This is a genomic window from Shewanella colwelliana (genome assembly GCF_001735525.1).
GTDB lineage: Bacteria > Pseudomonadota > Gammaproteobacteria > Enterobacterales > Shewanellaceae > Shewanella > Shewanella colwelliana.
The window spans coordinates 1-20,981 of record NZ_MCBT01000022.1; the positions used below are offsets into that span (position 1 = coordinate 1).

The following is a 20,981-nucleotide window of genomic DNA, read 5'->3' on the forward strand; positions in this document are numbered from 1 at the left end:
CCGGGAATAGATAACGCGGATGGCGATGGGTTTGCCAGTAATACCGCAGTGCTAGCAAAGTACGTTTAGGCAACGGCACCAGTCTATCTTTACCCCCTTTAGCATTACGGATATGCACCTGCATTAACTGTGAATCGATATCCCCAACTTGCAAAGATATGCCCTCACCAAGGCGGAGTCCCATACCGTACAAGGTTAGAAAAAAGACCTGGTATCGCAACTGACGGGTGAGGCTGATAACGATGGCGACTTCACAAGGCGTAAGAATATCAGGCAAGCGTTTTACCTGTGGCGGCTTGACGATGTTGAGCCACTCCCAGTGTTGGTAGAGCACATGGCGATAGAAAAACTGTAGGCCGTTACGGTCGAGCTTAACCGTGCTCCATGAGTGGGACGCTATCAGTTGAGCAAAGTAGCGCTTCAAATCGTCGGTGCTCAGGTTATCAGGGCAACAGTCAAAGTAAGCAGCAATACGCCGAACTGCTCGGCTATAGGCATCGATGGTAGCGGGTCGCTTGCCTTGCAGTGTTAAGTTGGTAAGATGTTGTTCATAAAGAAAATCAAAGCGTTGTTGTTCGGATGTGTTCATGACAATACTCCTAGGGTTACGACCAAGGCAGGTCGCTACTAGAAAGTATTTAGGATGAGCAAGGAAAGAGTCCTTTTATCTCTTCTGCCGCATAGCGGCTTCGTTCAACAAGTCAATTATGTTCGCCCAACAAGTTGGGCTGGGACGCGCAAACAGCGCGCGCCCCATATTGAAGCGTTAAGAGGCAATATGTTCTGGAAGCGTGCAGATGCATTCAAGCTCATCTCTGTTCTGCCCAAGAATTATCGCAGCATTAGTTTGCGTGCCATTGAAATAGCCTCTGATCCAGTAGTTCTAATGGATAAGCACGTTGTTACCGACTTTTCAGATCAAGGTAATCTTACTCAAAAGGGTATACGTGTTTGCATCAACTTTGAAATCAGAGATGGAAATGTAGGTATTTTGGGGTTTCATGATCACCCGGACGAAATGTGGATTAATGAAAATTACCAAGAATTTGCAAAGTATTGTGAACAGCAAGGTTGGCTCCGAATTGAAGGTCCAGCCTCTTAACAAGGCCAGCCACAGCGACGGCTTTTCCGTTGCGGCTTCGCCTTCACTACAAAGCCGCACGTGCTGGCGGCGTTATCCCATAGAAATTTTTATCCGAAACTGACAGGTTAGAGTTAAGACTTTAACTCGGAATTGTCCAAAAACGATTTAACTTCTGATTGCCTAAGTCATACTAATAAGGCTAAATCGAAGAGAATGAAAACTCGGTGTAGGTGTGGCTGTGGCCTTCCGTGACATGGATGTCACGGCAGAGCCTACAGGGAACGTACTTGCGGCGTGTCACAGAAGTACCTGCACGAATAGCCTGCTGCAAGCAATTCAAAACAATGAAAGTCAACGCTACCATCAATAAATAAAAACAACTTCGTCAAATGTTACAAGCCAAAAATGCCAACACCTTCATTTCAAGGCAAACACACTTTTGTCCAGAAACGATTTAACTTGTGATTGCCCAAGTGGTAGCAGCAAGGTCAAATCGAAGAGATAGAAAACTCGGTGCGAACACAGTTGTGACCTTCTGAGGCATACAAATGTGTTTGCACGTGGGGCCTGCTGCAAGCAATTCAAAACAATGAAAGTCAACGCTACCGTCAGCGAAATAAAAACCAATACTGCCAAATGTTAAACCACAAAAAAATGCCAACACCTTCATTCGAAGGCCAGCTTATTTTTGTCCACAAACGATTTAACTTTTGATTGGCCGATTTATCCCGAAAGGTCAAATCGAAGAGCGTGATAACTCGGTACAGATGCGGCTGCGGGCGTTGATGGCATGACCGCTATTTTGACGTCCATGTCATCGTGGCATTTGTGAATCCATTCACGTCACGTAACCATTGTCAGCAATTGGGCTGGTTGATTTATGTTCTGTACAACACTTTAACCACGTGCCAGCCGAACTTGGTTTTAACCAGATGCGGCGTGATTAGCTCACCACTAAAACAGACCTTATCGAAGGGGGGTACCATTTGCCCTTTTTTGAACTCGCCTAAGCTACCGCCTTTCTTGCCTGACGGACAGGTCGAATGTTTCTTAGCAAGTAGGTCGAATTTAGCCCCTTTATTAAGTTGCTTAATGATCTCTTCTGCCTGCTCTTTGTGCTTGACGAGGATATGAAGCGCCGCTGCGGTTCTTGCCATCTGGTTATGCCTCTTGGCTAATATGTTGGACCTTAATGCGGTCATTATACTGTGCCAGTTCGCTCTCGCCCAAACGGATTTTAGTTGAGGGGCAGAAAGAGAACATTTGGCTATTGGGTACAGCACTCATCTTGAAGAAAATCGATCACACCTTGAAGTGTTTCAAATTGCGGCACGCAAAAGAGTATTCGTCCATCGCGCCGCTGCGTGACTAAGCCCGCAGCGACAAGGCTGGAGATGTGGTGTGACAGGGTTGAGCCAGGAATGGATAACGCTTCTTGTATCTCTCCAACAGGTAATCCTTGATAGCCATGTTTAACTAAATGCTTAAATATCATCAGGCGTGTTGGGTGGCCCAGTTCTTTTAATGCTTTTGCTGCGAATTCAAGTTCCATGACTGCCTTTGCATTTTAGTGCTTAATTTCTATATTTCGAGAATAACAGAAATATATTGACATGAATAGTTGCTAGATTTATATTTCGAATATTCTGGAAATATAGTTTTAAGGGTGAAAGATGGACATAACTGCCGAGATGTTACAGGACACGTTAAACATGTTCCTATTTTTAGCTGTGGAGCTCACGTTGTTATTTTTGGCCATTAGCTATCTGGTAGGCGTGTTGCAGTATTATATTCCACCGAGCAAAATAGAGCAGATACTAAGCTCGAAAAAGGGGCGTGGCTACTTGATTGCGGGGTTCTTAGGGGCGATAACGCCATTTTGTTCCTGTTCGACGATCCCCTTCTTAAAAGGCTTGCTTAGAGCAAAAGCGGGTTTTGGCACTATGATGGTATTTCTGTTTGCCAGCCCGCTACTTAATCCGGTTATTATCGGGCTTTTTGCGGTAACCTTTGGTCTAAAAGTGACGCTGTTTTACTTTGCTGTTGCGATGGGGGTGTCTGTGTTGGCCGGATATCTGCTGGATAAGTTCGGTTTTGAGCGTTATGTAAAAGCTGACGCTTATATGACAACTCAGTCATCAAGATGTGGCAGCCAGTGTGGTGGCAGGAAAGCCAAACCGAATAAATGGATGAAAATTTGGTTATCAACTTGGCAAGACTTTAAAAAGGTGTTGCCCTATTTACTGGTGGGCATCGCGCTAGGTTCAATAATCTATGGCTTTATGCCAACGGAATTTATTGCCCGAGTGGCGAGTGATAGTAATCCTTTTGCTGTCCCAATTGCTGCAGTCATAGGTATTCCTCTTTATATTCGAGCTGAAGCTGTCATTCCATTAAGCGCTGCACTTGCAGCCAAAGGGATGGGCTTAGGTGCTGTGATGGCCTTGATTATTGGCAGTGCTGGCGCGAGCCTAACCGAAGTGATCTTATTGAAATCGATATTTAAGCACCAGATGATAATGGCCTTTTTAACGGTAATACTAGGTATGGCTATCGGTGCGGGCTACCTCTATTACTTTGTGTTCAGCTGAGCAGGCAACAAGCTATGTTTAATCGCAAAGGGTCTTCATCGCGAAGACCCTTCTCTTTTAGTTGGCTGACCGCAGATATGCGCGTTGATGTTCATAGTGATTATTGATGCGAATCTTTTCTGACAGTGTCATGGCTGTTGCCGTGACTGTATCGCCATTTTGCTGGAACTTATTAACGCTATTGTTCACAAAGTCAACAACATAGATAACATCTTTATCTTGCTCAACGATGGTTTGAGTTGCTTGCTGATGCGCGGCTGCCACAGAGCAGTCGTTACATTCGACGGTGGTGAAGTGGGCGTAAGCTGCACTGGAAAGTATTGATGAGAGTAATAGGGTCGCCGTAGGGATTATTTTATTCATTATTTGCCTTCTTCCTTTCTTATAATTTGATGTGATCTGCGTCACATTTATATTGCGATGTAAATTTAACCATGTCCAGTTTTTAGCTAAAAAACTCGCGCGTTAACCATTGCTAAATTAAGGGGGTAAGGTTGGTTGTGATTATTACCATTGCTAATAACTGTTGGGGAGACTGTGTCGTTACTGGCAATAATGGTCGCTGGGCCTGTTATGCCGATAGCGAAAAGTTAGCCTTGTCTATGGACTACATAAGTTAATTAGCGATTTATTGATTGAGCGCAGGCTTAATGGTGAGGTGGACCTGTTTGAGACGGACGGCTTTGCTATAATTTCACTCTCTTTTTTATCACTGGTATGGGGTTAGCTTAAATGGCGCGTGGTCTAGGCACTGAACTGGAGCTTATCCATCTGTTTGTTCATCTTGTAAATACTGGTGGTTTTTCTCAAGTTGCTAAAGAGCTAGGGATCCCTATTGCAACCGTGAGTCGCAAATTGACTAAGCTTGAGGGGATTTTAGATACCCAGCTCATCATGCGTAGTACGCGGAAGCTGCGGCTAACCGAGGAAGGCAGTGAGTTGTTTGGTCGTTATCAGGATGCGGTGGCGCATTTTGATAGCTGCTGTGATACGCGCATTGAAAAGCCTGAGGGAACGTTAAGAATTGCGGCTCCCGTGTCCATTATTTCGATGATTTTCATGGAGGTGATTAACGCTTTCTCTAAGAAATACCCAGACATTCAAATACATATAACGCAAAACAATAGCACCATAGATCTGATTGACGAAGGTGTCGATGTCGCAATTGTTGGCGGCGCTCAACCCGACTCATCTTGGGTGTCAAAATCACTGGGTGTACTCCATTATGGCCTGTTTGCATCGCCTGGCTATTTAGGCGCAGCGGGCGATTTGTCTCACCCTGATCAGCTTAATCAACACGCGCTGATTAAGGTTTGGCCACTGTTTAATTGGTCAATGAAGCATACTAGCGGCGAGAGTTTCTATTACGAGGGGCCAGCTAAGCTGACACTGGGCGATCTGTATGGCGCGATTAAGGCGACAGTGGATGATGGCGGTATTTTGTATGGGCCAGAACTGTTTGCTCGGCCACAACTAGCTACAGGCCAACTGGTCAAAGTTTTGCCTCAATGGCACGGAGAGCAACGCAGGATCTCTCTGCTCTACCATCAACGTAGTCAACAACCCTTGAAGGTGAAACTGTTTATTGATTTTATGTGTGAATACGCATCGGGTTTATTGGACGACTAGCAAAAAAAAGCCACCGCATAGACGGTGGCATCAGGCAGATAGAGGCTGCTAAAAGGGTTGAATTTGACCGGACTAGATTAAGTAAACGTTTAAACTACAAGCACCATGAGCACCCACGACTAAGGCCTGCTCAATGTCGGCGGTTTTTGAAGGGCCAGCGATGAACACACCAAACTCCCCTTGTTCCAAACCGATTTGATTAATTGCCTCATGGAGGTTAGCTACCACAGTGTCAGCCTTAATCACTAAAAATAGGTTCTCACAGATAAAAGGCGTGACCCGATGGCCCAAATTTTTATTGTTAACCCATATCGCGCCATTTTCAGCTACGGCTAAATCACCAGGAATGACTGCGTAATCGATATCGCGCAGTTGATGAGCAGTCCCGGGGACTGCACGATTACCCTTTATGCCATCGGTTGTCGAGATCACTTGTTTGCCCTGAGCAGTTAACTCATCAATATGGGCTTGCAGAGCCTCGACGCCTCCGGTTTTGTGCAATGTGCCAGCAACCGTATTTAGATTAGTTTCAAACTGAGCAATGACATCATCAATGCGCGGAGCAACATCAAATGTGGGAAGCGCCTGGGGTTCAACAGCCACTTTTTTAAGCGCGTTTAAGATAGATTGTTTACTCGACATCTTATTGACCTCTATTTTTGTTGAACCAAGTTTCGAAACTGGAGCTGGGGGCTACTGGTAACTCGCGGTATTTGCCCCACGCTCCAGAGAAAGGCTTAAGTATCGAACCTGGTAATACTCTTAGTGCTGTGCGCGCGACACTCATGGAGCAGTTGAGCATGGTTTCGCTGGCCATGAAGTTACCCACAAGTGGCATGTAACTGCGTTTGCCATACGGCAGTTTACCGGCTTGTGCCTTGAGACGACGGTGGTGATGGATGATCTTATCCAGCGGGACTTTAGTTGGGCAAACGTATGAACAGCTGCCGCAGAGTGTACAGGCCCATGGAATTGAATTGGTGTCATCATTTTGTGCACCGACAGCAATACCGATAGGGCCTGGGATGGTGTAGTTGTAGCTGTAACCACCCGAACGTCGATAGACTGGGCAGGTATTGAGACACCCACCGCAGCGGATACACTTGAGTGATTCGGCTAAAATCTTGTCTTGCAGCATCTCGGTACGACCATTATCAACGATGATAATGTGCATTTCACCATCGGTCTGAGGACCACGATAGAACGAGCTATAGGTGGTAATTGGCTGGCCAGTAGCGTTACGTGCTAAGGTTCTCAATAATACCGCGGCACTGTCTAAGTCAGGGACAATTTTGTCTATCCCCATGGAGTGCAGTTGCAGTTTAGGTAAGTTAGCCCCCATATCTGCATTACCTTCGTTGGTACACACCACCACTGCGCCTTTGTTGGCAATGGCCATATTCACACCTGTCATAGCAGCATCTGCAGAGAGGAACTGCTCGCGTAGGTGAGCGCGGGCGGCGCGGGTCAGGTAGAGCGGATCGGACGCGCCTTTTTCTGTGCCAAGTTGCTCATGGAATAGGTCGCCCACTTCCTCTTTCTTCATGTGGATAGCGGGCACTACAATGTGCGATGGCGGCATGCCAGCGAGCTGGATAATGCGTTCGCCTAAGTCGGTATCGATCACCTCAATACCTTGGCTCTCAAGGTATGGGTTGAGGTGGCACTCTTCGGTCAACATCGATTTTGACTTAACCAGCTTTTTCACTTGTTTAGCCGCTAAGATTTTGTGGACGATCTGGTTATGCTCAACGCCATCTTTAGCCCAATGCACCAAAATGCCATTGTCGAGGCAGTTCTTTTCAAACTCTTCTAGATAGTGGCCTAAATTAGTCAGGGTATGCAGTTTTAGCTCTGAACCTAACTGACGCAGTTGTTCCCATTCTGGTAGGCTCGCTGCGGCGCGATCACGCTTTTCACGTAGCATCCAAAGTGCTTTGGAATGCCAATCTACGCGTGCTTCGTCGCGGCAAAATATTTCTGCTTTTTTTGCATGCACTGCTGAGCCTATGGCTGATGAATGATTCGTAGACATATGTTTCTCCTAGAGTGCAGCGTTGATGACTTGGGCAATGTGTAAGGTTTCGATCGGCAGCTTCTGGCGTCTCATCATGCCGTCTAAGTGAAGCAAGCATGAGGGATCAAAGCCCACCGCATATTTTGCGCCGGTTTCCGCATGTGCTTGAGCCTTGTCTTTGCCCATTTTGGCTGACACCGCACCTTCATCGACGGCAAAGGTGCCACCGAATCCACAGCACTCGTCGTAACGACCTGGGTAGACGATTTCAATACTCGGGATAGCTTTAAGTACGGCTTCCACTTTGTTGGTACGCGGTCCCATCTGCTCGCTCGGTGTGGCTAGGTCGAGCATACGAATGCCATGGCAGCTTAGTTGTAGACTGATTTTGTGATTAAACGGTTTGTTGAATGCAGCAATTGGCGCCACATCATGGAGAAATTCGGTCAGTTCATACAGCTTATCGATAACCGCCTGAGCTTCAGGGCTTGCATCAAACTCATGGAAATTTTCTTTGGCAGCAACTAGGCATGAGGCCGCTGGACAGACGATGGCATCACACTCAACACCTTTAAATGCGTTGAGTAGTTTCAGAGTAGTTTTTTTAGCTTCATCAAAACAACCTGAGTTAGTCATTGGCTGACCACAGCAAGTTTGTCCTTTTGGCAAAATGACTTGGTGACCAAGCTTTTCGAGTAGCTCAACAGTAGCGATGCCGACGTGAGGCATCATTTGATTAACTAGGCAAGGGATGAACAATGCAATCTTCATGTAGCGTTCTCTTATTAGCTAGCTGCATGGGATCTTATGATCGGGTCCTTTGGGTCTTGGTGCCCACTCATAAGGGAGAAATCATCCCATTTTGCAGGGTATATTCGTGCTGATAATTTAAGCGTATATCCACATAATAAGTAGTGCTAATTTAGCAAATATAGAAACGCATTTTTCCAATAATGAAATAGTGCCAATACTCAATATTTGTCATTTTGCAGGCCACATTTCTTCGCTAGAAAAATGAGATAACGCTTTTTTTCAAACAATAATATGAAACGCTTGTTTAAATTTTTTATTTGAGCGTACACGTGTAACTTTATGAAAAGCATATAGATAATTTTGAAATTGGTTTGTAACTGTAAAATAACGCGTTTTTTTATGCTTAGAATGTTTGATCTAATTCATTTTTTGTGACGTAATGCACATAAGTTTCCTGGTCGGATGAGTCTGAAAGATGAGTATTAGAACAACATTTAAAAAAGTACTACCGAGTATTTCTACCACAGAACAAGAAGCACTCGATGCCGGTGATGTTTGGCTAGAAGGTTCCATTTACCAAGGTATTCCTGACTTTGATGCATTGCGTGCAGTGCCGGGGGCGACCTTATCTGCAGAAGAGCAAGCCTTCCTTGATGGTCCTGTGCAAACCTTGATTGAAATGGTTGATGATTTTGAGCTGCAAAATGCGCTGCACCTGCCAGAGAATATTCTGACTTTCTTAAAAGAGAATAAATTCTTTTCGTTGATTATCCCTAAATCATACGGCGGCCTAGAATTTAGCCCGTATGCTAATTCAACGATTGTTGCCACGATTGCTGCTAAAAGTTCTGCTGTGGCCGTGACTGTGATGGTGCCTAACTCATTAGGCCCTGGCGAACTGTTAATGCATTACGGTACTGATGAGCAGCGTGACTTCTGGCTGCCACGTCTGGCTAACGGTTTAGAGATCCCTTGCTTTGCACTAACTAGCCCTGAAGCGGGTTCAGATGCGGGCGGTATTCCAGATATCGGCACTGTGACCATGGGAGAGTACCAAGGTGAACAAGTGCTTGGTTTATCTGTCACATGGGACAAGCGCTATATTACGCTTGCGCCTATCGCGTCGGTATTGGGCTTAGCGTTTAAAGTAGAAGACCCACAAGGCTTGCTAGGCGGTAAAGAGCAGTTAGGTATTACCTGTGCATTGATCCCTAAGGCTCATTCAGGTGTGCAACTGGGTAATCGCCATGATCCAATGGGATGCCGTTTCTATAACGGAACGACTCGTGGTGAAAACGTGTTTATTCCGATGGACTTTATCATTGGTGGTCAGAAAAACATTGGTCGCGGTTGGCAGATGTTGGTTGCGTGTCTAGGTGCGGGCCGCGGTATCTCACTGCCCGCGTTAGGCGTATCTGTAAGCCAAGCCTCTTTTAAGTCATCTGCTGAATATGCTGCCGTGCGTGAGCAGTTTGGTTTATCGATTGGTAAATTTGAAGGTATTCAAGAAAAGTTAGCCGATATTGCGGGTAAAACCTACCTGCAAGAAGCGATGCGCGTGTTAACGACCGAAGGGCTAGGCCTAGGATTAAAGCCTTCTGTTGTTACGGCTATCGCCAAGTATCACATGACAGAAATTGGACGTGATGTACTCAATTCTGCGATGGATATTCAAGCGGGCAAGGCGATTCAGCGTGGTCCACAAAACACCTTAGCCTCTGGCTATGTGGCACAGCCTATTGCGATTACGGTTGAAGGGGCTAACATTCTGACCCGTAACTTAATGATTTTTGGTCAAGGTGTGATGCGTTGCCATCCGTACCTGCAAAATATGGTGGAGTCGATTCATAGCGATGAGAAAGATGCGGATAAGACCTTTAATCGTATCTTTAGACAAACCGTGGGTTACAGCGTTGGCAACAGCTTGCGTGCTTTCCGTTTAGGCTTGTTACCTTTTACTGCGGGCGCTAAGTCGACCCTACCAGAAGTGGTTGATTACGAAAAGTCAGTGCATAAGCTAGCCTCTAAACTGGCCGTTTATGCTGATTTCTCTTTATTAGTTTTGGGTGGCAAGCTCAAGCAGGCAGAGATGTTATCTGCCCGTTTGGGTGACGTGATGAGTTACCTGTATGCCGCAATGGCATCGATTCGCTACTATGAGCAAAAAGTCTCTGCCGAGCAGCGTAGCCAAGCGACGCCTTATTTCCACTATGCAACCCGCTGGGCTTTGTGTAATGCAGAAAAAGCCTTGCTGGATTTTCTCGACAACTTCCCGTCGGCACCGACTCGTCAGTTTATGAAACTGATCACTGTGACTTATTCACCTAAGATGAAGAAGGTGAATGATGATCTGGTTAGAGAGCTTGCCCACCAAGCGCAGCTCAATACAGAGTTTAAACGTCAGTTAACCCATTTAGTTAAGCCGGTAGCGGGTGATGGTAACTATATTAATGAGCAAGCGTATTTGGCTAAAATCGCTTGTTTGCCATTACTCGCAAAAGTGAAGAAAGGCCTTAAAGCACGCGAGTTTAAGGCGGGTGTGAAGTTCGCACTAACCCTTGATAATGCATTTGCAGCTAAGGTTATCTCTAATGGTGAGCACAAGCAGTTGTTGGACTACAACCTTAAGCGTGAACGTGCGATTCGTGTCGATGAGTTTGATTTTGATATGAACCTTGTTGATGAGAGAGCCGAGCTGAAAATCGCTAACTAAACACGGGTGATTGATAACGATTAAATGATAAAAAGCCGTCTTTTTGACGGCTTTTTTATACTTGTGATTCGTTGAGCTCTGTGGGCTAGGGGCGATTAATGGGGAGAGCAAAAATCGACAAAATGCTGATCGGCTATTTTGCCAATATTTACCATGATTAAAAGCCCTAAACTCATGGCTGCAAAAATAGTGGCTAGCATCGGCCAATGAATGGTTCCCGATAACGCGACAACTAGGGTGCTCATCATGACGATAACGGTCCATAAGGTAAATAGTCTCATTGTGTTGCTCCCATCTATGCTTCGAATTGCTGACAAGTATACGTCAGCAAAGCTGAACGACAATTGAACCGAAAAGGTAAAATCATGGATAATGCGTAAAACGGTGACAACGACTGATGCCACAAGTTGAACAATGGGCTAGCTGCGCAAAGTGTTTGTTACCCAGATGAGTATGGATAAGGAGGTGGGGCTGACGTGTTAAAACGACGAGACTATAAACGCAGTGGACCAGACTACCGCCTTGGTGAACAGGTCAGCTTTGCCGATATCAAACATACTTTTGGCATCAATCATATTCGCATTGGCAGTTGGGTTGAAGAGGTGGAAAAACACAAAGCTGCCAATCTAATTTTCGATGCTCTGGCCGATCTTGCCTGTATTTTACAGTGCCCCCCTCATGCTCTTGGGTTGAGACAAACCTTAAATTTGGCCTTTGGCACTGGGGGACAGCAGGGGGTACAAGCCCACTATATCCCCGCACATCGGGAGTTGGCACTTGCGAAAAATGCGGGAGCGGGCGCGCTTGCGCATGAGTTTTGGCATGCGTTTGACCATTACATTGCCCCGAAAGCTTTTCATATTAAACCAGGGGGCGCGGCGTTTGCCAGCAGTGCTTGGTTAAGCGACAGTCAACTTATTGAGCATCCGTTAAACAGGCGTTTGTCACAGGTATTTGCAACAACATTGTTGAGCGCGGATAGTGAGGATTGCCATGAGTTTGTGACGCGTGCCGTTGCATTAGATAGACAGTTTGGACGGCAATACTTCTCTAAACCTACTGAGCTAATGGCACGTGCATTTGAGGCCTGTATTGAGTCTTACAGCGATATAAGCAACCCCTATTTGGTTAATGAAACCTTGGACTCCAAGTTGGCCCATGCTGGCGGTTATCCGAGTGAGAGGCATCGTGTTGAGATTTTTAGCCGTTTAATTGACTATTTTGCTCCGCTAGGCGCCGCGTTGAATCGTTAGTTCAGTGTTATTGAAAGACGCTCAATAACACTAAATCTTGTTACGGCTTTACTCAACCCAATGCAGTACATCGCGAATGATAGACCAGCGAGGTTTGACCTCGCTAGCGCCTTTTCCTAGCATCCAATAGTCATACAGTCGGTCTTGGTGCCCATCGACTTTGCGCAGTTTTTGCCAGTTATTGATGTAATTAAGTAGTGATTGATTATCTTGAGCCACAGCATAGGCAACGGGGTATTGCACTTTGTTTTCTAAGATAGCGATGCCATAGCCGGGAAAGAACAAACTCCAGGCCGATCCCGCTTCTGCGCTGATCACAACCGCATCATATTTATCACCTTTTTGCCTAAAGAAGTTTTTATAGCCATCGATTTGGACAAACTTGAGATTGGGATAAAAAGCCTTTGCTTCCTTAATGATATCGCTGTGCTCAACATAGGCGATGGTGGTGTTTTGCATCTCCATAATTGACTGGGCACTCTTAAAACTGGTGACGTTATGATCCTTGGTGGCGATGGCTAGGTTGAGTTTGAGCACTGGCTCGGTATAAGAAAGCTTATCCATTTGTGCTATGTCCATGGCAAGCCCCGACATTGCTACATCAAAGAAGCCCGCTTTTAGCGCCGCAGATAATTGATCTTTATCGAAGGGAATAAACTCCACTTTGACCCCTAAATCTTCTGCTAGCTTACTGGCCATTGCACTGTCAAACCCCACGAGTTGACCAGCGTTATTGTAGTAACTAAAAGGCACATTGCTTGGGATGTAACCGACCTTAAGCACGCCACGTTCGCGGATCATCTTAATCGTTGCTATAGGGCTGCTAGGGGTTTGTCCGACAACAGGGAACTGCTTTTTGACTAGAGTTGGCACTTTGTCTGCGACTTGCATATTAGCAATAACGCCGCTGGTGATCTCAGGGCTATGGATAAATAATCCCATACCAATACGGCAGATGACTATGGTTAGTAGAACGCTACCTGCCACACCAAGGCTCATTTTTATCAATTGAGGTGGCCGTAAGCTAAGGCGTTTTTCAAATAAAGCCACGGTTAGCAGAGTCAGGGCAAACAGGTTCATTACGGCGGCAATAGAGTTGAACTTTCCTGTGATAAAACCTGACATCACAAACAGTTGGAACAGGTCTTGGGGGAGGTGAACTAGGTCGAGCATAAAGGGAATTGCAACATATACACTGCCAAATAACGACAGCAAACCACTGACCGACAGCGAGGGAATTGCGCTTAGCTCAACGGGGGTGCCATTAAACCATCCAGCAAATAACACAAATAAGATCACCGTGAGTTTGCCAATATTAGGGAACGTAAACGCGATAGGGACCAAAATTTCGATTAGAGTTTCGGCGTCATCGCTGAGGCTGTCATGTTCGCGCATTATCTGCTTACACTCTTCAACGATTACTGGGATCACGATAAAAATGTTGCCTGTGGCAAAGGCGGTGACCACACTTGATTTTGAAATACGGAGTGCTTGGGCAAACGTCACGGGCGTGAAGGAGGCAATAATCCAAGGCAGAATCCAGAATGCCAGTAACAAACATAGGGCAAAATAGCTGATGAGGTAGACCTGCATACTGGCAAATTCATCGACACCCATGGTGCCTGCCGCAGAGGCTGACATCGCAAAGATACCGATAGGCAGTACCTTGACCAATGCTTGAGTTATTTTGGAAAAAATCTCGCCAAAGGTGTGCATGACAGTGACAATATGGTGTTTGTTTTCCCCCTCCATACCAATCAAGGCAAGCCCCATCGCAATACTAAACACCACCATGGCAGGCACGTAGCCAGACGCCATCGACTCGAATGGGTTAGAGGGGATGTAGAGCTTAAAGTAATCAATTGGCGCGGTAGGTTCGATAATACTGGTACTAAAAAATGAGGCGGTTTCAACAAAGGGAAACGACAGTGGCATCAAGGCGACCAGCACTAAAGCAAGTAGCCACAGCAGTAACATGATAACGCCGGCACGGCTGAAAATAAGACTAGCTGTGCTGCGTTTGAGTTTGCCTATACCACCGACCAAAGAGACAAAAATATAGGGGAGTACGGTCATCTGCATCAACAGGATGACGCTGGTCCCAATGCCACTTAGCCAACCGACGGACTCACCGAAAAATAACCCGACCCCAAATCCGATGAACATGGCGACTATCATTTGTGTGGAGCTTTGCATCTTGAGCAATTTTTTAAACACAGGTCATTCCGTTTGAAATTTGATGAAGCGGCTTAATGTGACACAGCCTGTTGCAACAGTGTTGCTTACTGGTTGTTTATTATAGGTTCTTACGCAGTAAACATTAAGAGAATCTTTTCACAGATGAGACAAACGTTCTGTGGGGCGTTGCAGCTTGTAGGGAAGTGGCGCTGGCAAGGGAAGCTCGTGGTATGCGAGTAACAGAAAAAGAGCATCGCGGCCCCTTTTCAATATGGTGCAAACTATTCTAGTTTACTATTTTTCTGCGGTAACCATTACGCGCTCTATCTCTGCTTTGGGTGGCGCTAGCATAAAATCTAGCTGCACTTGTGCGTCTTGCATGCCTTTCGCCGATGGTTTGTAGGTCCACTGTTCTAACGCCTTTATGGCTTCTGCATCAAACACACCTGTGGGTGAGGACTTAATGACAGAGACCTTGCTCACCTTTCCCTTTTTGCTGATATCAAATTGCAGCTGAACATAGCCCTCAACCCCATCTTGAGCTGCTTTAATTGGATAACGGGGTTCGATACGCATTACTGGATGAACGCTATCTTTTTGCTGTGCAAGCGTGTGTTTATCACCCGCGTTGGCAGTTTGGTTAATGAGTGCGCCTGAGAGACCCAGCGCCATAGTGAGTCCGAGTATGGCTAATGTGCTTTTTCCATGTTGCTTTTTCATTTGCATGATCCGCTCCTTGAGGATGGTTTTATTTCCATAGTGTGTGTGTAGCATGCCCATTTGAGCTTGCTGAGAGTAAGCTAATAGCGTTTGGCTATAAGCAATTTTTTCGGGGGTTGTCATGGTTTGGGTGACTTGGGCATCACAGGCCAGTTCTTGGTCATCGCGAAAGCGTCGGTAAGCTAGCCAGCTAAGCGGATTAAACCAAAACAAAGTGACCAGCAGGTAAGCAAGCAGATTGGCTAAGATGTCATAACGGCGATGATGAAACTGCTCATGATCGACGATCGCTTGCTGTTGAGCGGGCTGCAACTGTTTAAAACTGTGTGGTACTAAAATAACGGGATTAATTAGACCCACCAACATAGGTGAGTGGATATCGATATGGGTTTTAACTCGGATGCTGGCCTCAACGTCTGGTAACGCGATGATATGGCTATTGGCCACTAGACGCCTTAGGCTAGTGGCTTGAGAAAATAACAGCGATATTAATGCCGCTGAGCCTAAGCCCCATATCGTTACAAGTATTTCGCTTGAGAGTAGAGTCGAGGTTTGGCCGATAGCATCGCTTGCTATCACCTTGTAGTGTTGCAGTACCGCAAGGGGCTCTGCACTGATCAATTGTGGGATATGCTTGCCTAGCACTGAGCCAAGTAAGAGTAGCGGGATCCCTATCCACATTGCATAAGTATTATGGGCACCAATGCGGTTGAGAAGCACCGAGTGTGAAAGTAAAAAAATGGCACAAAGCAGGCTAGGAAGGAGCGCGAGTTCTAGCAGATAACTAAGCATGACTACTTCTCCTCTTCCCAATTGTCGATTAGGGCCTTGAGCTCGGCAATATCTTCTGCACTAAGCTTGTTTTCTTTGGCAAATCCGGCAACAAGTGGTGCCACCTTGCCAGCAAAAACACGCTCGATAAACGACTGGCTCTCTTTAAGTTGGTAGTCACTTTGGGCAATAAGCGGATAGTAAAGGTAGGCACGCCCTTGTTTTTCAAAGCCAATGGCGGATTTCTTTACAAGACGGTTAAGTAAGGTTTTGACTGTTTTCTCGTGCATTTGCTGACGATGAGCAAGTTCAGCGATAACCTCAGTTGCCCCAATAGGCGAGGTTTTCCAAAGAACGTTTAGCACCGCAAGTTCAGCATTACTTATCTCTTTCATTCCGCTGTCCATCTAATGATTACAATTGTAATTTAACTTTAAGATTACATTTGTAATTTAATAATGCAACCTGTTTGGAACATTATTTTTTAAAAATAGATAAATGTTCAGCGCCGACTTTGTAGTATTATCTACTGCAGATAGGTTGAAGTTGCTGGTTTCAACCAAATTAAATAAAGTGATTTAGTCGGTTTTGTCGTTGTCACCAAACGCATCATAAGGATATGTAGAAATGGACTTTTTTCGATATCATGGATTCATAGCATGTATGGGTTGTGCCTTATTATGTACGACGAATATGAGCAATGCATCAGAACCGCTACCGGCTTCCTCAACGGCTCACCAACTGACTATCTTTAAGCAACAACTTGGTTTGCACTTTCCAACTGATTGGCGACTGGCCTACAGCGAGCAGAGTGGCAACATGTTTTCTGCCGAGTTTGTCCCTCAGCAAGAAATGCTAACCAGTTGGTCATCGCTCTATTGCATTCAAGGCTTTAAGGGAATGGCTGATGGAATTGAACCTGAAGAGTTTTTAGATACTTTCGCCGCCAACTATCAACAAGTTTGCGAAGGGGAGATGCAGTACAACAAGCTCGGTGCGACGCAAATTGAGGGCAAAGAGAGTTTTAGCGCCATGCTGACTTGCTCTAAAATGCCGCATACCCACAAAGGCAAGAGTGGTCAAGGAGTCGGTATGGGTGAAATTGGTCACTATACCGTGATATCAGGCAGTGAAGACCTGTTTTTACTGCATCAGTCGGCCCGCGGTGAAGCGTTACTGTCGCCGACCACCCAGTTGTCATTGTCAATTGAGCCGCCAGTAAAAATGGTATCGGATATCAAGACCCTACGTTAGCCTGTGTGTTATAGATTGAGCTGACTGATATTCGCAACTATCTATTGCTCCGTATATTGGTGTTAGACATTTATACGTGTAGACGTCTATAATGCCCGCGTTCTTTGCGCTGATGTTAATGTAAGTTTGAATAACTTGAATAACCCTGATGTAAGGTTCAACAAATTCTAGTCAATCTTTTGTGGTGCCCTTAGGTGTTAATGACCTAATTTGGGATAATCGGGAAGCCTGTGAAAATCTGGCACTGCCCCCGCAACGGTGAAAGGTGAAAGTTGGGTGCGCTTGAGTTTAAGCGTTAAAAAAATCCAATCTTGTCGCATAAGGCTCTTGCCGCTATGCCTATCCTCAGTCCGGAGACCGGCCCTTTAGATGATTTTGAGATTTCGGCGGGCAGATCTCGAAATGCGACAGTGCAAGGCTTTAATAGCCTTAATGTTGTCGTGACCTTTTGCCCCGTTTTCCTTTTAGGAGTTAAAGGTAAATGGGTACACAACCTACAAAAATCGCCGTATTACTCGGTGCAATCTTATCGGTATCAGCCCCACTTCATGCGGCTGAACAAACCCTCCACAATGCGATTGAGATTGATGAAACCATCACGGTTATCGGTCGAAATGAATCAACCCCACTGAATATTGCTGCCAATGTTAATGTTATTGATGCTGCTGCGATTGAGATGAGTGGTGCCACGACGTTAACAGATGTATTGCGCGGTCAAAGCGGGATTCAGTTCTCTGATTCAAACTCTGGTGCTGTGTTTGCTATGCGGGGCTTTAGCGCCGATCAAGCGGCAAATAACACCTTGATTTTGATTGATGGTCGCCGACTGAACAATATCGATATTGCGGCGCCTAGCATTAATTCGATTCCACTTAATCAAATTGAACGCGTTGAGATTTTGTCGGGCAGTGCCGGTGTATTGTATGGCGATCAGGCTGTCGGTGGCGTGATTAATATTATCACTAAGGCGCCTAATAGCACAGGTGGCAGTGTGCAAGTGTCTGCCGGGAGTTTTGACACCTATGAAGGTCAGGGTGATGTTTCTGTCGCTATCAATGACAAATGGCGACTGTATGCAGCAGCCAGTTATAACCAAGGTGACAACTACCGCGATCATAATGCCAATCAAACCGCATCCATTTTAGGGCGCCTGCAGTATCAAGATGGTGGCGATCGTTTCTTCGTTGAGACGAGCTATTATGATAATGAGCGTGAGTTAGCGGGTGCCTTAACCAAAGAGCAGTTTGACGATAACCCGCGCCAAGCTAACTTATTTTATCCTGATGACATTCAACATGAGATGACCAGCGCCGTAAGAGCGGGGTACCAACATCAGCTTAATCGCCAATGGTTACTGTCAGCGGATCTTAATTACGCTGATACCGATGTGAACTCTATTAGCTGGGGCAATGAGGGCAAGATAACACGATCATTATTAGAATTTAACCCTAAGGCAGTGGCAACGTTTTCCACGGAAAATGGTGACATCAACCTTGTTGCAGGGGCTGATTTTAGCCAGGGTAAAGCGGATTATGATCTTGCTTATATCACGCGCAATAACACCCAGCGTTTGCTCAGTGCTTATGTACAGGCTGATGTGCCACTGACGCAAAGCCTGAGTTATGTGGTGGGTGGGCGTTATAGTGATGTGCAAGATGATCTCACTGATGTAGTGCTTTATCCCGAAGGCGATAAACTCGATAACAGTGCTAGTGCCTTTGAGTTAGGCATCAACTATCGTCCGAGCAAGTCACAGCGGTTCTATCTGCGGGCGGATGATAATTTCCGCTTTGCCAAAGTGGATGAACAAGCTTATACCTTACCTGAGGTTAAAGGACTTAATCCACAGACAGGTCGCTCCTATGAAGCGGGATGGGATTGGACGCTGAGTCGCCAGACATTGCGCATTAGTGCCTATCGCTTAGATCTTGAAGATGAGATTGTCTATGTGTGGTCACCAGAAGGTGGAGCTAACATGAATGCCGATGCATCTCGTCGTTATGGGGCGAGTGCCGATTGGGACTGGCAGATCACCACCTCAACACAGGTCGGCCTTGAGTATCACTACATCGATGCTAAGTACACCGAAGGCGCTAATGACGGTAAGGTGTTACCTTGGGTTGCAGAGCATACAGGGCGCGGTTACCTGAGCGTTGATTTTGCTCAGCATTGGCAGTTATTTGCCGAAGGTCTGTATACTGGCTCGCGCTATGAAGGTGGTGATAACGGAAACTACAATCCAAAAGTTGAGTCATATCTGTTATCTAACCTAGCACTTAATTATACCCGTGATGCATGGTTGGCTAGCCTGCGGGTAGATAATCTGTTTGATGAGCAATACGCAAGTGCGGTCTATTACGGTGGTTACTATTCAGGCACTGGCCGTGCGGTACGTTTGACGGCCAGTTACCGTTTCTAGCCGCCGCGTTCAAGAGGGAAAAGCCAGTGCCAAGCACTGGCTTTTGACTCTCTATCCTTTGCTATGAGCTATGAACAAATAGGGCAAAGTTAGGTTTCCTTTCTATACTCAAATGAAAGTATTGGTATAAGAGGTCATTGCTATGAGTCACACCTATAAGATCATCGAACTCGTTGGTTCTTCGCCCATTAGCTCAGATGAAGCGATAAAGAATGCCATCGCGTCAGCCAGTCAATCCTTGCACCATTTACGCTGGTTTCAAGTGGTAGAAACACGCGGCCATTTAGAAGAAGGGCTTATTGCTCATTGGCAGGTGACGGTTAAAGTGGGCTTTACCTTAGATAGCCCTGACTAAAACCACTGAATTCGTACAAAACATGCTCGAAAAGTGAGCGGCTCCTATGCATCCCTAGGAAGACCTTTTTCAACGGCGCGGATCACTCGCGCCGTTTTACGACTAATCGCGGCGCAAGAGCTTTGCTGCTGGGTTAACGCCCAATCAATATGTTCGACGACCATCTCATCGACCTCTTCACTGCTGCGACGCTTGAGTAGCGCGTCAATGATGGCTGGCGAATGGGGTGCATTACCTAAGGCCACAGCTATGTTACGTAACCATCTTTTATGGCCAATACGTCGAATGGCGCTGCCTTCTGTATAGCTTAAAAATTCGGCTTCAGACCATGCAAACAGTGTGGTGAGCTGTGGCTGTTTTAAGATATCGCGTGTATGAAAATCGTTTTCTTGGGTTATCGGTGCTTGACTATTAACCGGACAAACGAGCTGGCAGTCATCACAGCCGTAAATACGGTTGCCTATTAAGGCCCTAAACTCATCAGGGATAGCGCCTTGAAGTTCAATGGTTAGGTATGAGATGCAGCGTCTACCGTCGACAACATAAGGTTCGACAATCGCATTGGTTGGACAAGACTTTATGCACGCGACGCAGGTATTACACTCTTCTTGTATCGGTATATCGACGGGGAGTGGTACGTCGATAAGCAGCTCGCCTAAGAAAAACCAACTACCAGCGTCTTGATTGAGTAAAAGGCTATGTTTACCCGTCCATCCTAAACCTGCTTTATCGGCCAATGGGCGCTCAAGTATCGGTGCTGAATCGACAAATGGGCGAAAGTTGGGGGAGGCGAAGCCCAGTTCGATAAGCTCAGCTTCTATCTGTTGTCCCAATTTTTTTAGACGATTACGGATCATCTTATGGTAGTCACGTCCGCCTGCGTAACGTGAGATGTAGGCCAGGTTAGGGTCGCTTAAATTGGTGGCAAAACCGGCTTCAGGTGGGAGGTAATCCATGCGGGCAGAAATTACCCGAGTTGTCCCAGGGTGAAGCTCATTGGGGCGAGCGCGCATCATGCCGTGGGCTGCCATGTAGTTCATTTCACCATGGTAGCCATTATCTAACCAAGTTTGTAATTTCCCCTCTTCCGTTGATAGGTCGGTATCGCAAATGCCAATTTGTGCAAAGCCCAAGGCTTTCCCCCATGTTTTAATTTGTTGGGCTAGCTTAGCGAGTTGTTGCTGACTGAGCATTTGGTGCATTGGCGACGGTATAGACATAGTATTCAGACAAGGTAATTAACC

At 46.0% G+C, this 20,981-nt stretch carries 22 protein-coding genes and 1 riboswitch; of the genes, 10 read left to right on the top strand and 12 right to left on the bottom strand.

Annotated elements, in window-relative coordinates; translation table 11 throughout:
• On the bottom strand, positions 1–589 hold a 589-nt coding region (locus tag BEL05_RS08090), incomplete at its 3' end, for a site-specific integrase (protein WP_069670842.1).
• Positions 590–643: 54 nt separating this feature from the next.
• Between BEL05_RS08090 and BEL05_RS08095 the strand changes: the two genes are divergently transcribed.
• Positions 644–1,102, top strand: a complete 459-nt coding sequence (locus tag BEL05_RS08095; RefSeq protein ID WP_069670843.1) for a hypothetical protein — start codon at positions 644–646, stop codon at positions 1,100–1,102.
• A 220-nt stretch (positions 1,103–1,322) separates the two neighbouring features.
• On the top strand, positions 1,323–1,454 hold the full coding sequence (locus BEL05_RS21280) for a hypothetical protein (RefSeq protein WP_259651127.1): 132 nt from the start codon (positions 1,323–1,325) through the stop codon (positions 1,452–1,454).
• Between the two features lie 508 nt (positions 1,455–1,962).
• On the opposite strand, the gene ppiC is transcribed toward BEL05_RS21280, so the two are convergent.
• Positions 1,963–2,241 carry a peptidylprolyl isomerase PpiC gene (gene ppiC, locus BEL05_RS08100; RefSeq protein ID WP_028764191.1) on the bottom strand — a complete coding sequence of 93 codons (279 nt, stop codon included), beginning with the start codon at positions 2,239–2,241 and terminating at the stop codon, positions 1,963–1,965.
• Between the two features lie 110 nt (positions 2,242–2,351).
• The gene (locus tag BEL05_RS08105; RefSeq protein WP_069670844.1) at positions 2,352–2,636 is read right to left on the bottom strand and encodes an ArsR/SmtB family transcription factor; all 285 of its coding nucleotides are present in this window, start codon (positions 2,634–2,636) and stop codon (positions 2,352–2,354) included.
• Between the two features lie 121 nt (positions 2,637–2,757).
• Between BEL05_RS08105 and BEL05_RS08110 the strand changes: the two genes are divergently transcribed.
• On the top strand, positions 2,758–3,675 hold the full coding sequence (locus tag BEL05_RS08110; RefSeq protein ID WP_069670845.1) for a permease: 918 nt from the start codon (positions 2,758–2,760) through the stop codon (positions 3,673–3,675).
• Positions 3,676–3,732: 57 nt separating this feature from the next.
• On the opposite strand, the gene BEL05_RS08115 is transcribed toward BEL05_RS08110, so the two are convergent.
• Positions 3,733–4,038, bottom strand: a complete 306-nt coding sequence (locus BEL05_RS08115) for a hypothetical protein (protein ID WP_069670846.1) — start codon at positions 4,036–4,038, stop codon at positions 3,733–3,735.
• A 131-nt stretch (positions 4,039–4,169) separates the two neighbouring features.
• Here BEL05_RS08115 and BEL05_RS21285 point away from each other — a divergent pair, with 131 nt between their 5' ends.
• The gene (locus BEL05_RS21285; protein ID WP_259655950.1) at positions 4,170–4,295 is read left to right on the top strand and encodes a hypothetical protein; all 126 of its coding nucleotides are present in this window, start codon (positions 4,170–4,172) and stop codon (positions 4,293–4,295) included.
• A gap of 112 nt (positions 4,296–4,407) precedes the next feature.
• A complete protein-coding gene (locus BEL05_RS08120) occupies positions 4,408–5,304 on the top strand; it encodes a LysR family transcriptional regulator (protein WP_028764195.1) in 897 nt (298 codons plus the stop codon).
• 72 nt (positions 5,305–5,376) lie between these two features.
• On the opposite strand, the gene BEL05_RS08125 is transcribed toward BEL05_RS08120, so the two are convergent.
• The 3 genes from BEL05_RS08125 to BEL05_RS08135 are packed head-to-tail and all read right to left on the bottom strand — an operon-like array spanning position 5,377 to position 8,092.
• Positions 5,377–5,946, bottom strand: a complete 570-nt coding sequence (locus BEL05_RS08125) for a LutC/YkgG family protein (RefSeq protein ID WP_028764196.1) — start codon at positions 5,944–5,946, stop codon at positions 5,377–5,379.
• A gap of 1 nt (position 5,947) precedes the next feature.
• A complete protein-coding gene (locus BEL05_RS08130) occupies positions 5,948–7,339 on the bottom strand; it encodes a lactate utilization protein B (RefSeq protein ID WP_069670847.1) in 1,392 nt (463 codons plus the stop codon).
• Between the two features lie 9 nt (positions 7,340–7,348).
• Positions 7,349–8,092 carry a (Fe-S)-binding protein gene (locus BEL05_RS08135; RefSeq protein ID WP_028764198.1) on the bottom strand — a complete coding sequence of 248 codons (744 nt, stop codon included), beginning with the start codon at positions 8,090–8,092 and terminating at the stop codon, positions 7,349–7,351.
• Between the two features lie 457 nt (positions 8,093–8,549).
• Between BEL05_RS08135 and BEL05_RS08140 the strand changes: the two genes are divergently transcribed.
• Entirely contained in the window at positions 8,550–10,787 is a 2,238-nt protein-coding gene (locus BEL05_RS08140) for an acyl-CoA dehydrogenase (RefSeq protein WP_069670848.1), read from the top strand.
• 95 nt (positions 10,788–10,882) lie between these two features.
• Here the strand turns inward: BEL05_RS08140 and BEL05_RS08145 are convergent, their stop codons facing one another.
• Positions 10,883–11,068 carry a hypothetical protein gene (locus tag BEL05_RS08145; RefSeq protein ID WP_069670849.1) on the bottom strand — a complete coding sequence of 62 codons (186 nt, stop codon included), beginning with the start codon at positions 11,066–11,068 and terminating at the stop codon, positions 10,883–10,885.
• Between the two features lie 195 nt (positions 11,069–11,263).
• On the opposite strand from BEL05_RS08145, the gene BEL05_RS08150 reads away from it, so the two are divergent.
• Positions 11,264–12,040, top strand: a complete 777-nt coding sequence (locus tag BEL05_RS08150; RefSeq protein WP_069670850.1) for a CLCA_X family protein — start codon at positions 11,264–11,266, stop codon at positions 12,038–12,040.
• Between the two features lie 48 nt (positions 12,041–12,088).
• On the opposite strand, the gene BEL05_RS08155 is transcribed toward BEL05_RS08150, so the two are convergent.
• The 3 genes from BEL05_RS08155 to BEL05_RS08165 form a co-directional block, all read right to left on the bottom strand.
• Positions 12,089–14,236, bottom strand: a complete 2,148-nt coding sequence (locus BEL05_RS08155) for a cation:dicarboxylate symporter family transporter (protein ID WP_281179895.1) — start codon at positions 14,234–14,236, stop codon at positions 12,089–12,091.
• A 276-nt stretch (positions 14,237–14,512) separates the two neighbouring features.
• Positions 14,513–15,730, bottom strand: coding sequence for a M56 family metallopeptidase (locus BEL05_RS08160; RefSeq protein WP_069670852.1), 1,218 nt, complete (start codon positions 15,728–15,730; stop codon positions 14,513–14,515).
• Positions 15,731–15,732: 2 nt separating this feature from the next.
• Positions 15,733–16,104 (bottom strand): BlaI/MecI/CopY family transcriptional regulator, encoded by a 372-nt coding sequence (locus tag BEL05_RS08165; protein ID WP_028764204.1) that lies wholly within the window; start codon positions 16,102–16,104, stop codon positions 15,733–15,735.
• A 232-nt stretch (positions 16,105–16,336) separates the two neighbouring features.
• Here BEL05_RS08165 and BEL05_RS08170 point away from each other — a divergent pair, with 232 nt between their 5' ends.
• The 3 genes from BEL05_RS08170 (at position 16,337) to BEL05_RS08180 (ending at position 19,737) form a co-directional block, all read left to right on the top strand.
• On the top strand, positions 16,337–16,963 hold the full coding sequence (locus BEL05_RS08170; RefSeq protein ID WP_139151850.1) for a hypothetical protein: 627 nt from the start codon (positions 16,337–16,339) through the stop codon (positions 16,961–16,963).
• A 165-nt stretch (positions 16,964–17,128) separates the two neighbouring features.
• A riboswitch (cobalamin riboswitch) is annotated at positions 17,129–17,345 on the top strand.
• Positions 17,346–17,444: 99 nt separating this feature from the next.
• A complete protein-coding gene (locus tag BEL05_RS08175; protein ID WP_069670853.1) occupies positions 17,445–19,382 on the top strand; it encodes a TonB-dependent receptor in 1,938 nt (645 codons plus the stop codon).
• A gap of 142 nt (positions 19,383–19,524) precedes the next feature.
• The gene (locus tag BEL05_RS08180; protein ID WP_028764206.1) at positions 19,525–19,737 is read left to right on the top strand and encodes a dodecin; all 213 of its coding nucleotides are present in this window, start codon (positions 19,525–19,527) and stop codon (positions 19,735–19,737) included.
• A 44-nt stretch (positions 19,738–19,781) separates the two neighbouring features.
• Here BEL05_RS08180 and queG read toward each other — a convergent pair whose 3' ends face one another.
• Positions 19,782–20,957, bottom strand: a complete 1,176-nt coding sequence (queG, locus tag BEL05_RS08185) for a tRNA epoxyqueuosine(34) reductase QueG (RefSeq protein ID WP_051413115.1) — start codon at positions 20,955–20,957, stop codon at positions 19,782–19,784.
• Between the last annotated feature and the right edge of the window lie 24 nt (positions 20,958–20,981).

Excerpts from the sequence above, each read along its gene's own strand:
- BEL05_RS08110 (WP_069670845.1), top strand. The coding sequence starts at position 2,758 with ATGGACATAACTGCCGAGATGTTACAGGACACGTTAAACATGTTCCTA.
- ppiC (WP_028764191.1), bottom strand. The coding sequence starts at position 2,241 with ATGGCAAGAACCGCAGCGGCGCTTCATATCCTCGTCAAGCACAAAGAG.
- BEL05_RS08155 (WP_281179895.1), bottom strand. The coding sequence starts at position 14,236 with ATGCAAAGCTCCACACAAATGATAGTCGCCATGTTCATCGGATTTGGG.
- BEL05_RS08140 (WP_069670848.1), top strand. The coding sequence starts at position 8,550 with ATGAGTATTAGAACAACATTTAAAAAAGTACTACCGAGTATTTCTACC.
- BEL05_RS08115 (WP_069670846.1), bottom strand. The coding sequence starts at position 4,038 with ATGAATAAAATAATCCCTACGGCGACCCTATTACTCTCATCAATACTT.
- BEL05_RS08145 (WP_069670849.1), bottom strand. The coding sequence starts at position 11,068 with ATGAGACTATTTACCTTATGGACCGTTATCGTCATGATGAGCACCCTA.
- BEL05_RS08180 (WP_028764206.1), top strand. The coding sequence starts at position 19,525 with ATGAGTCACACCTATAAGATCATCGAACTCGTTGGTTCTTCGCCCATT.
- BEL05_RS08120 (WP_028764195.1), top strand. The coding sequence starts at position 4,408 with ATGGCGCGTGGTCTAGGCACTGAACTGGAGCTTATCCATCTGTTTGTT.
- BEL05_RS08165 (WP_028764204.1), bottom strand. The coding sequence starts at position 16,104 with ATGAAAGAGATAAGTAATGCTGAACTTGCGGTGCTAAACGTTCTTTGG.
- BEL05_RS08170 (WP_139151850.1), top strand. The coding sequence starts at position 16,337 with ATGGACTTTTTTCGATATCATGGATTCATAGCATGTATGGGTTGTGCC.
- BEL05_RS08160 (WP_069670852.1), bottom strand. The coding sequence starts at position 15,730 with ATGCTTAGTTATCTGCTAGAACTCGCGCTCCTTCCTAGCCTGCTTTGT.
- BEL05_RS08105 (WP_069670844.1), bottom strand. The coding sequence starts at position 2,636 with ATGGAACTTGAATTCGCAGCAAAAGCATTAAAAGAACTGGGCCACCCA.
- queG (WP_051413115.1), bottom strand. The coding sequence starts at position 20,957 with ATGTCTATACCGTCGCCAATGCACCAAATGCTCAGTCAGCAACAACTC.
- BEL05_RS08125 (WP_028764196.1), bottom strand. The coding sequence starts at position 5,946 with ATGTCGAGTAAACAATCTATCTTAAACGCGCTTAAAAAAGTGGCTGTT.
- BEL05_RS08175 (WP_069670853.1), top strand. The coding sequence starts at position 17,445 with ATGGGTACACAACCTACAAAAATCGCCGTATTACTCGGTGCAATCTTA.
- BEL05_RS08095 (WP_069670843.1), top strand. The coding sequence starts at position 644 with ATGAGCAAGGAAAGAGTCCTTTTATCTCTTCTGCCGCATAGCGGCTTC.
- BEL05_RS08135 (WP_028764198.1), bottom strand. The coding sequence starts at position 8,092 with ATGAAGATTGCATTGTTCATCCCTTGCCTAGTTAATCAAATGATGCCT.
- BEL05_RS08130 (WP_069670847.1), bottom strand. The coding sequence starts at position 7,339 with ATGTCTACGAATCATTCATCAGCCATAGGCTCAGCAGTGCATGCAAAA.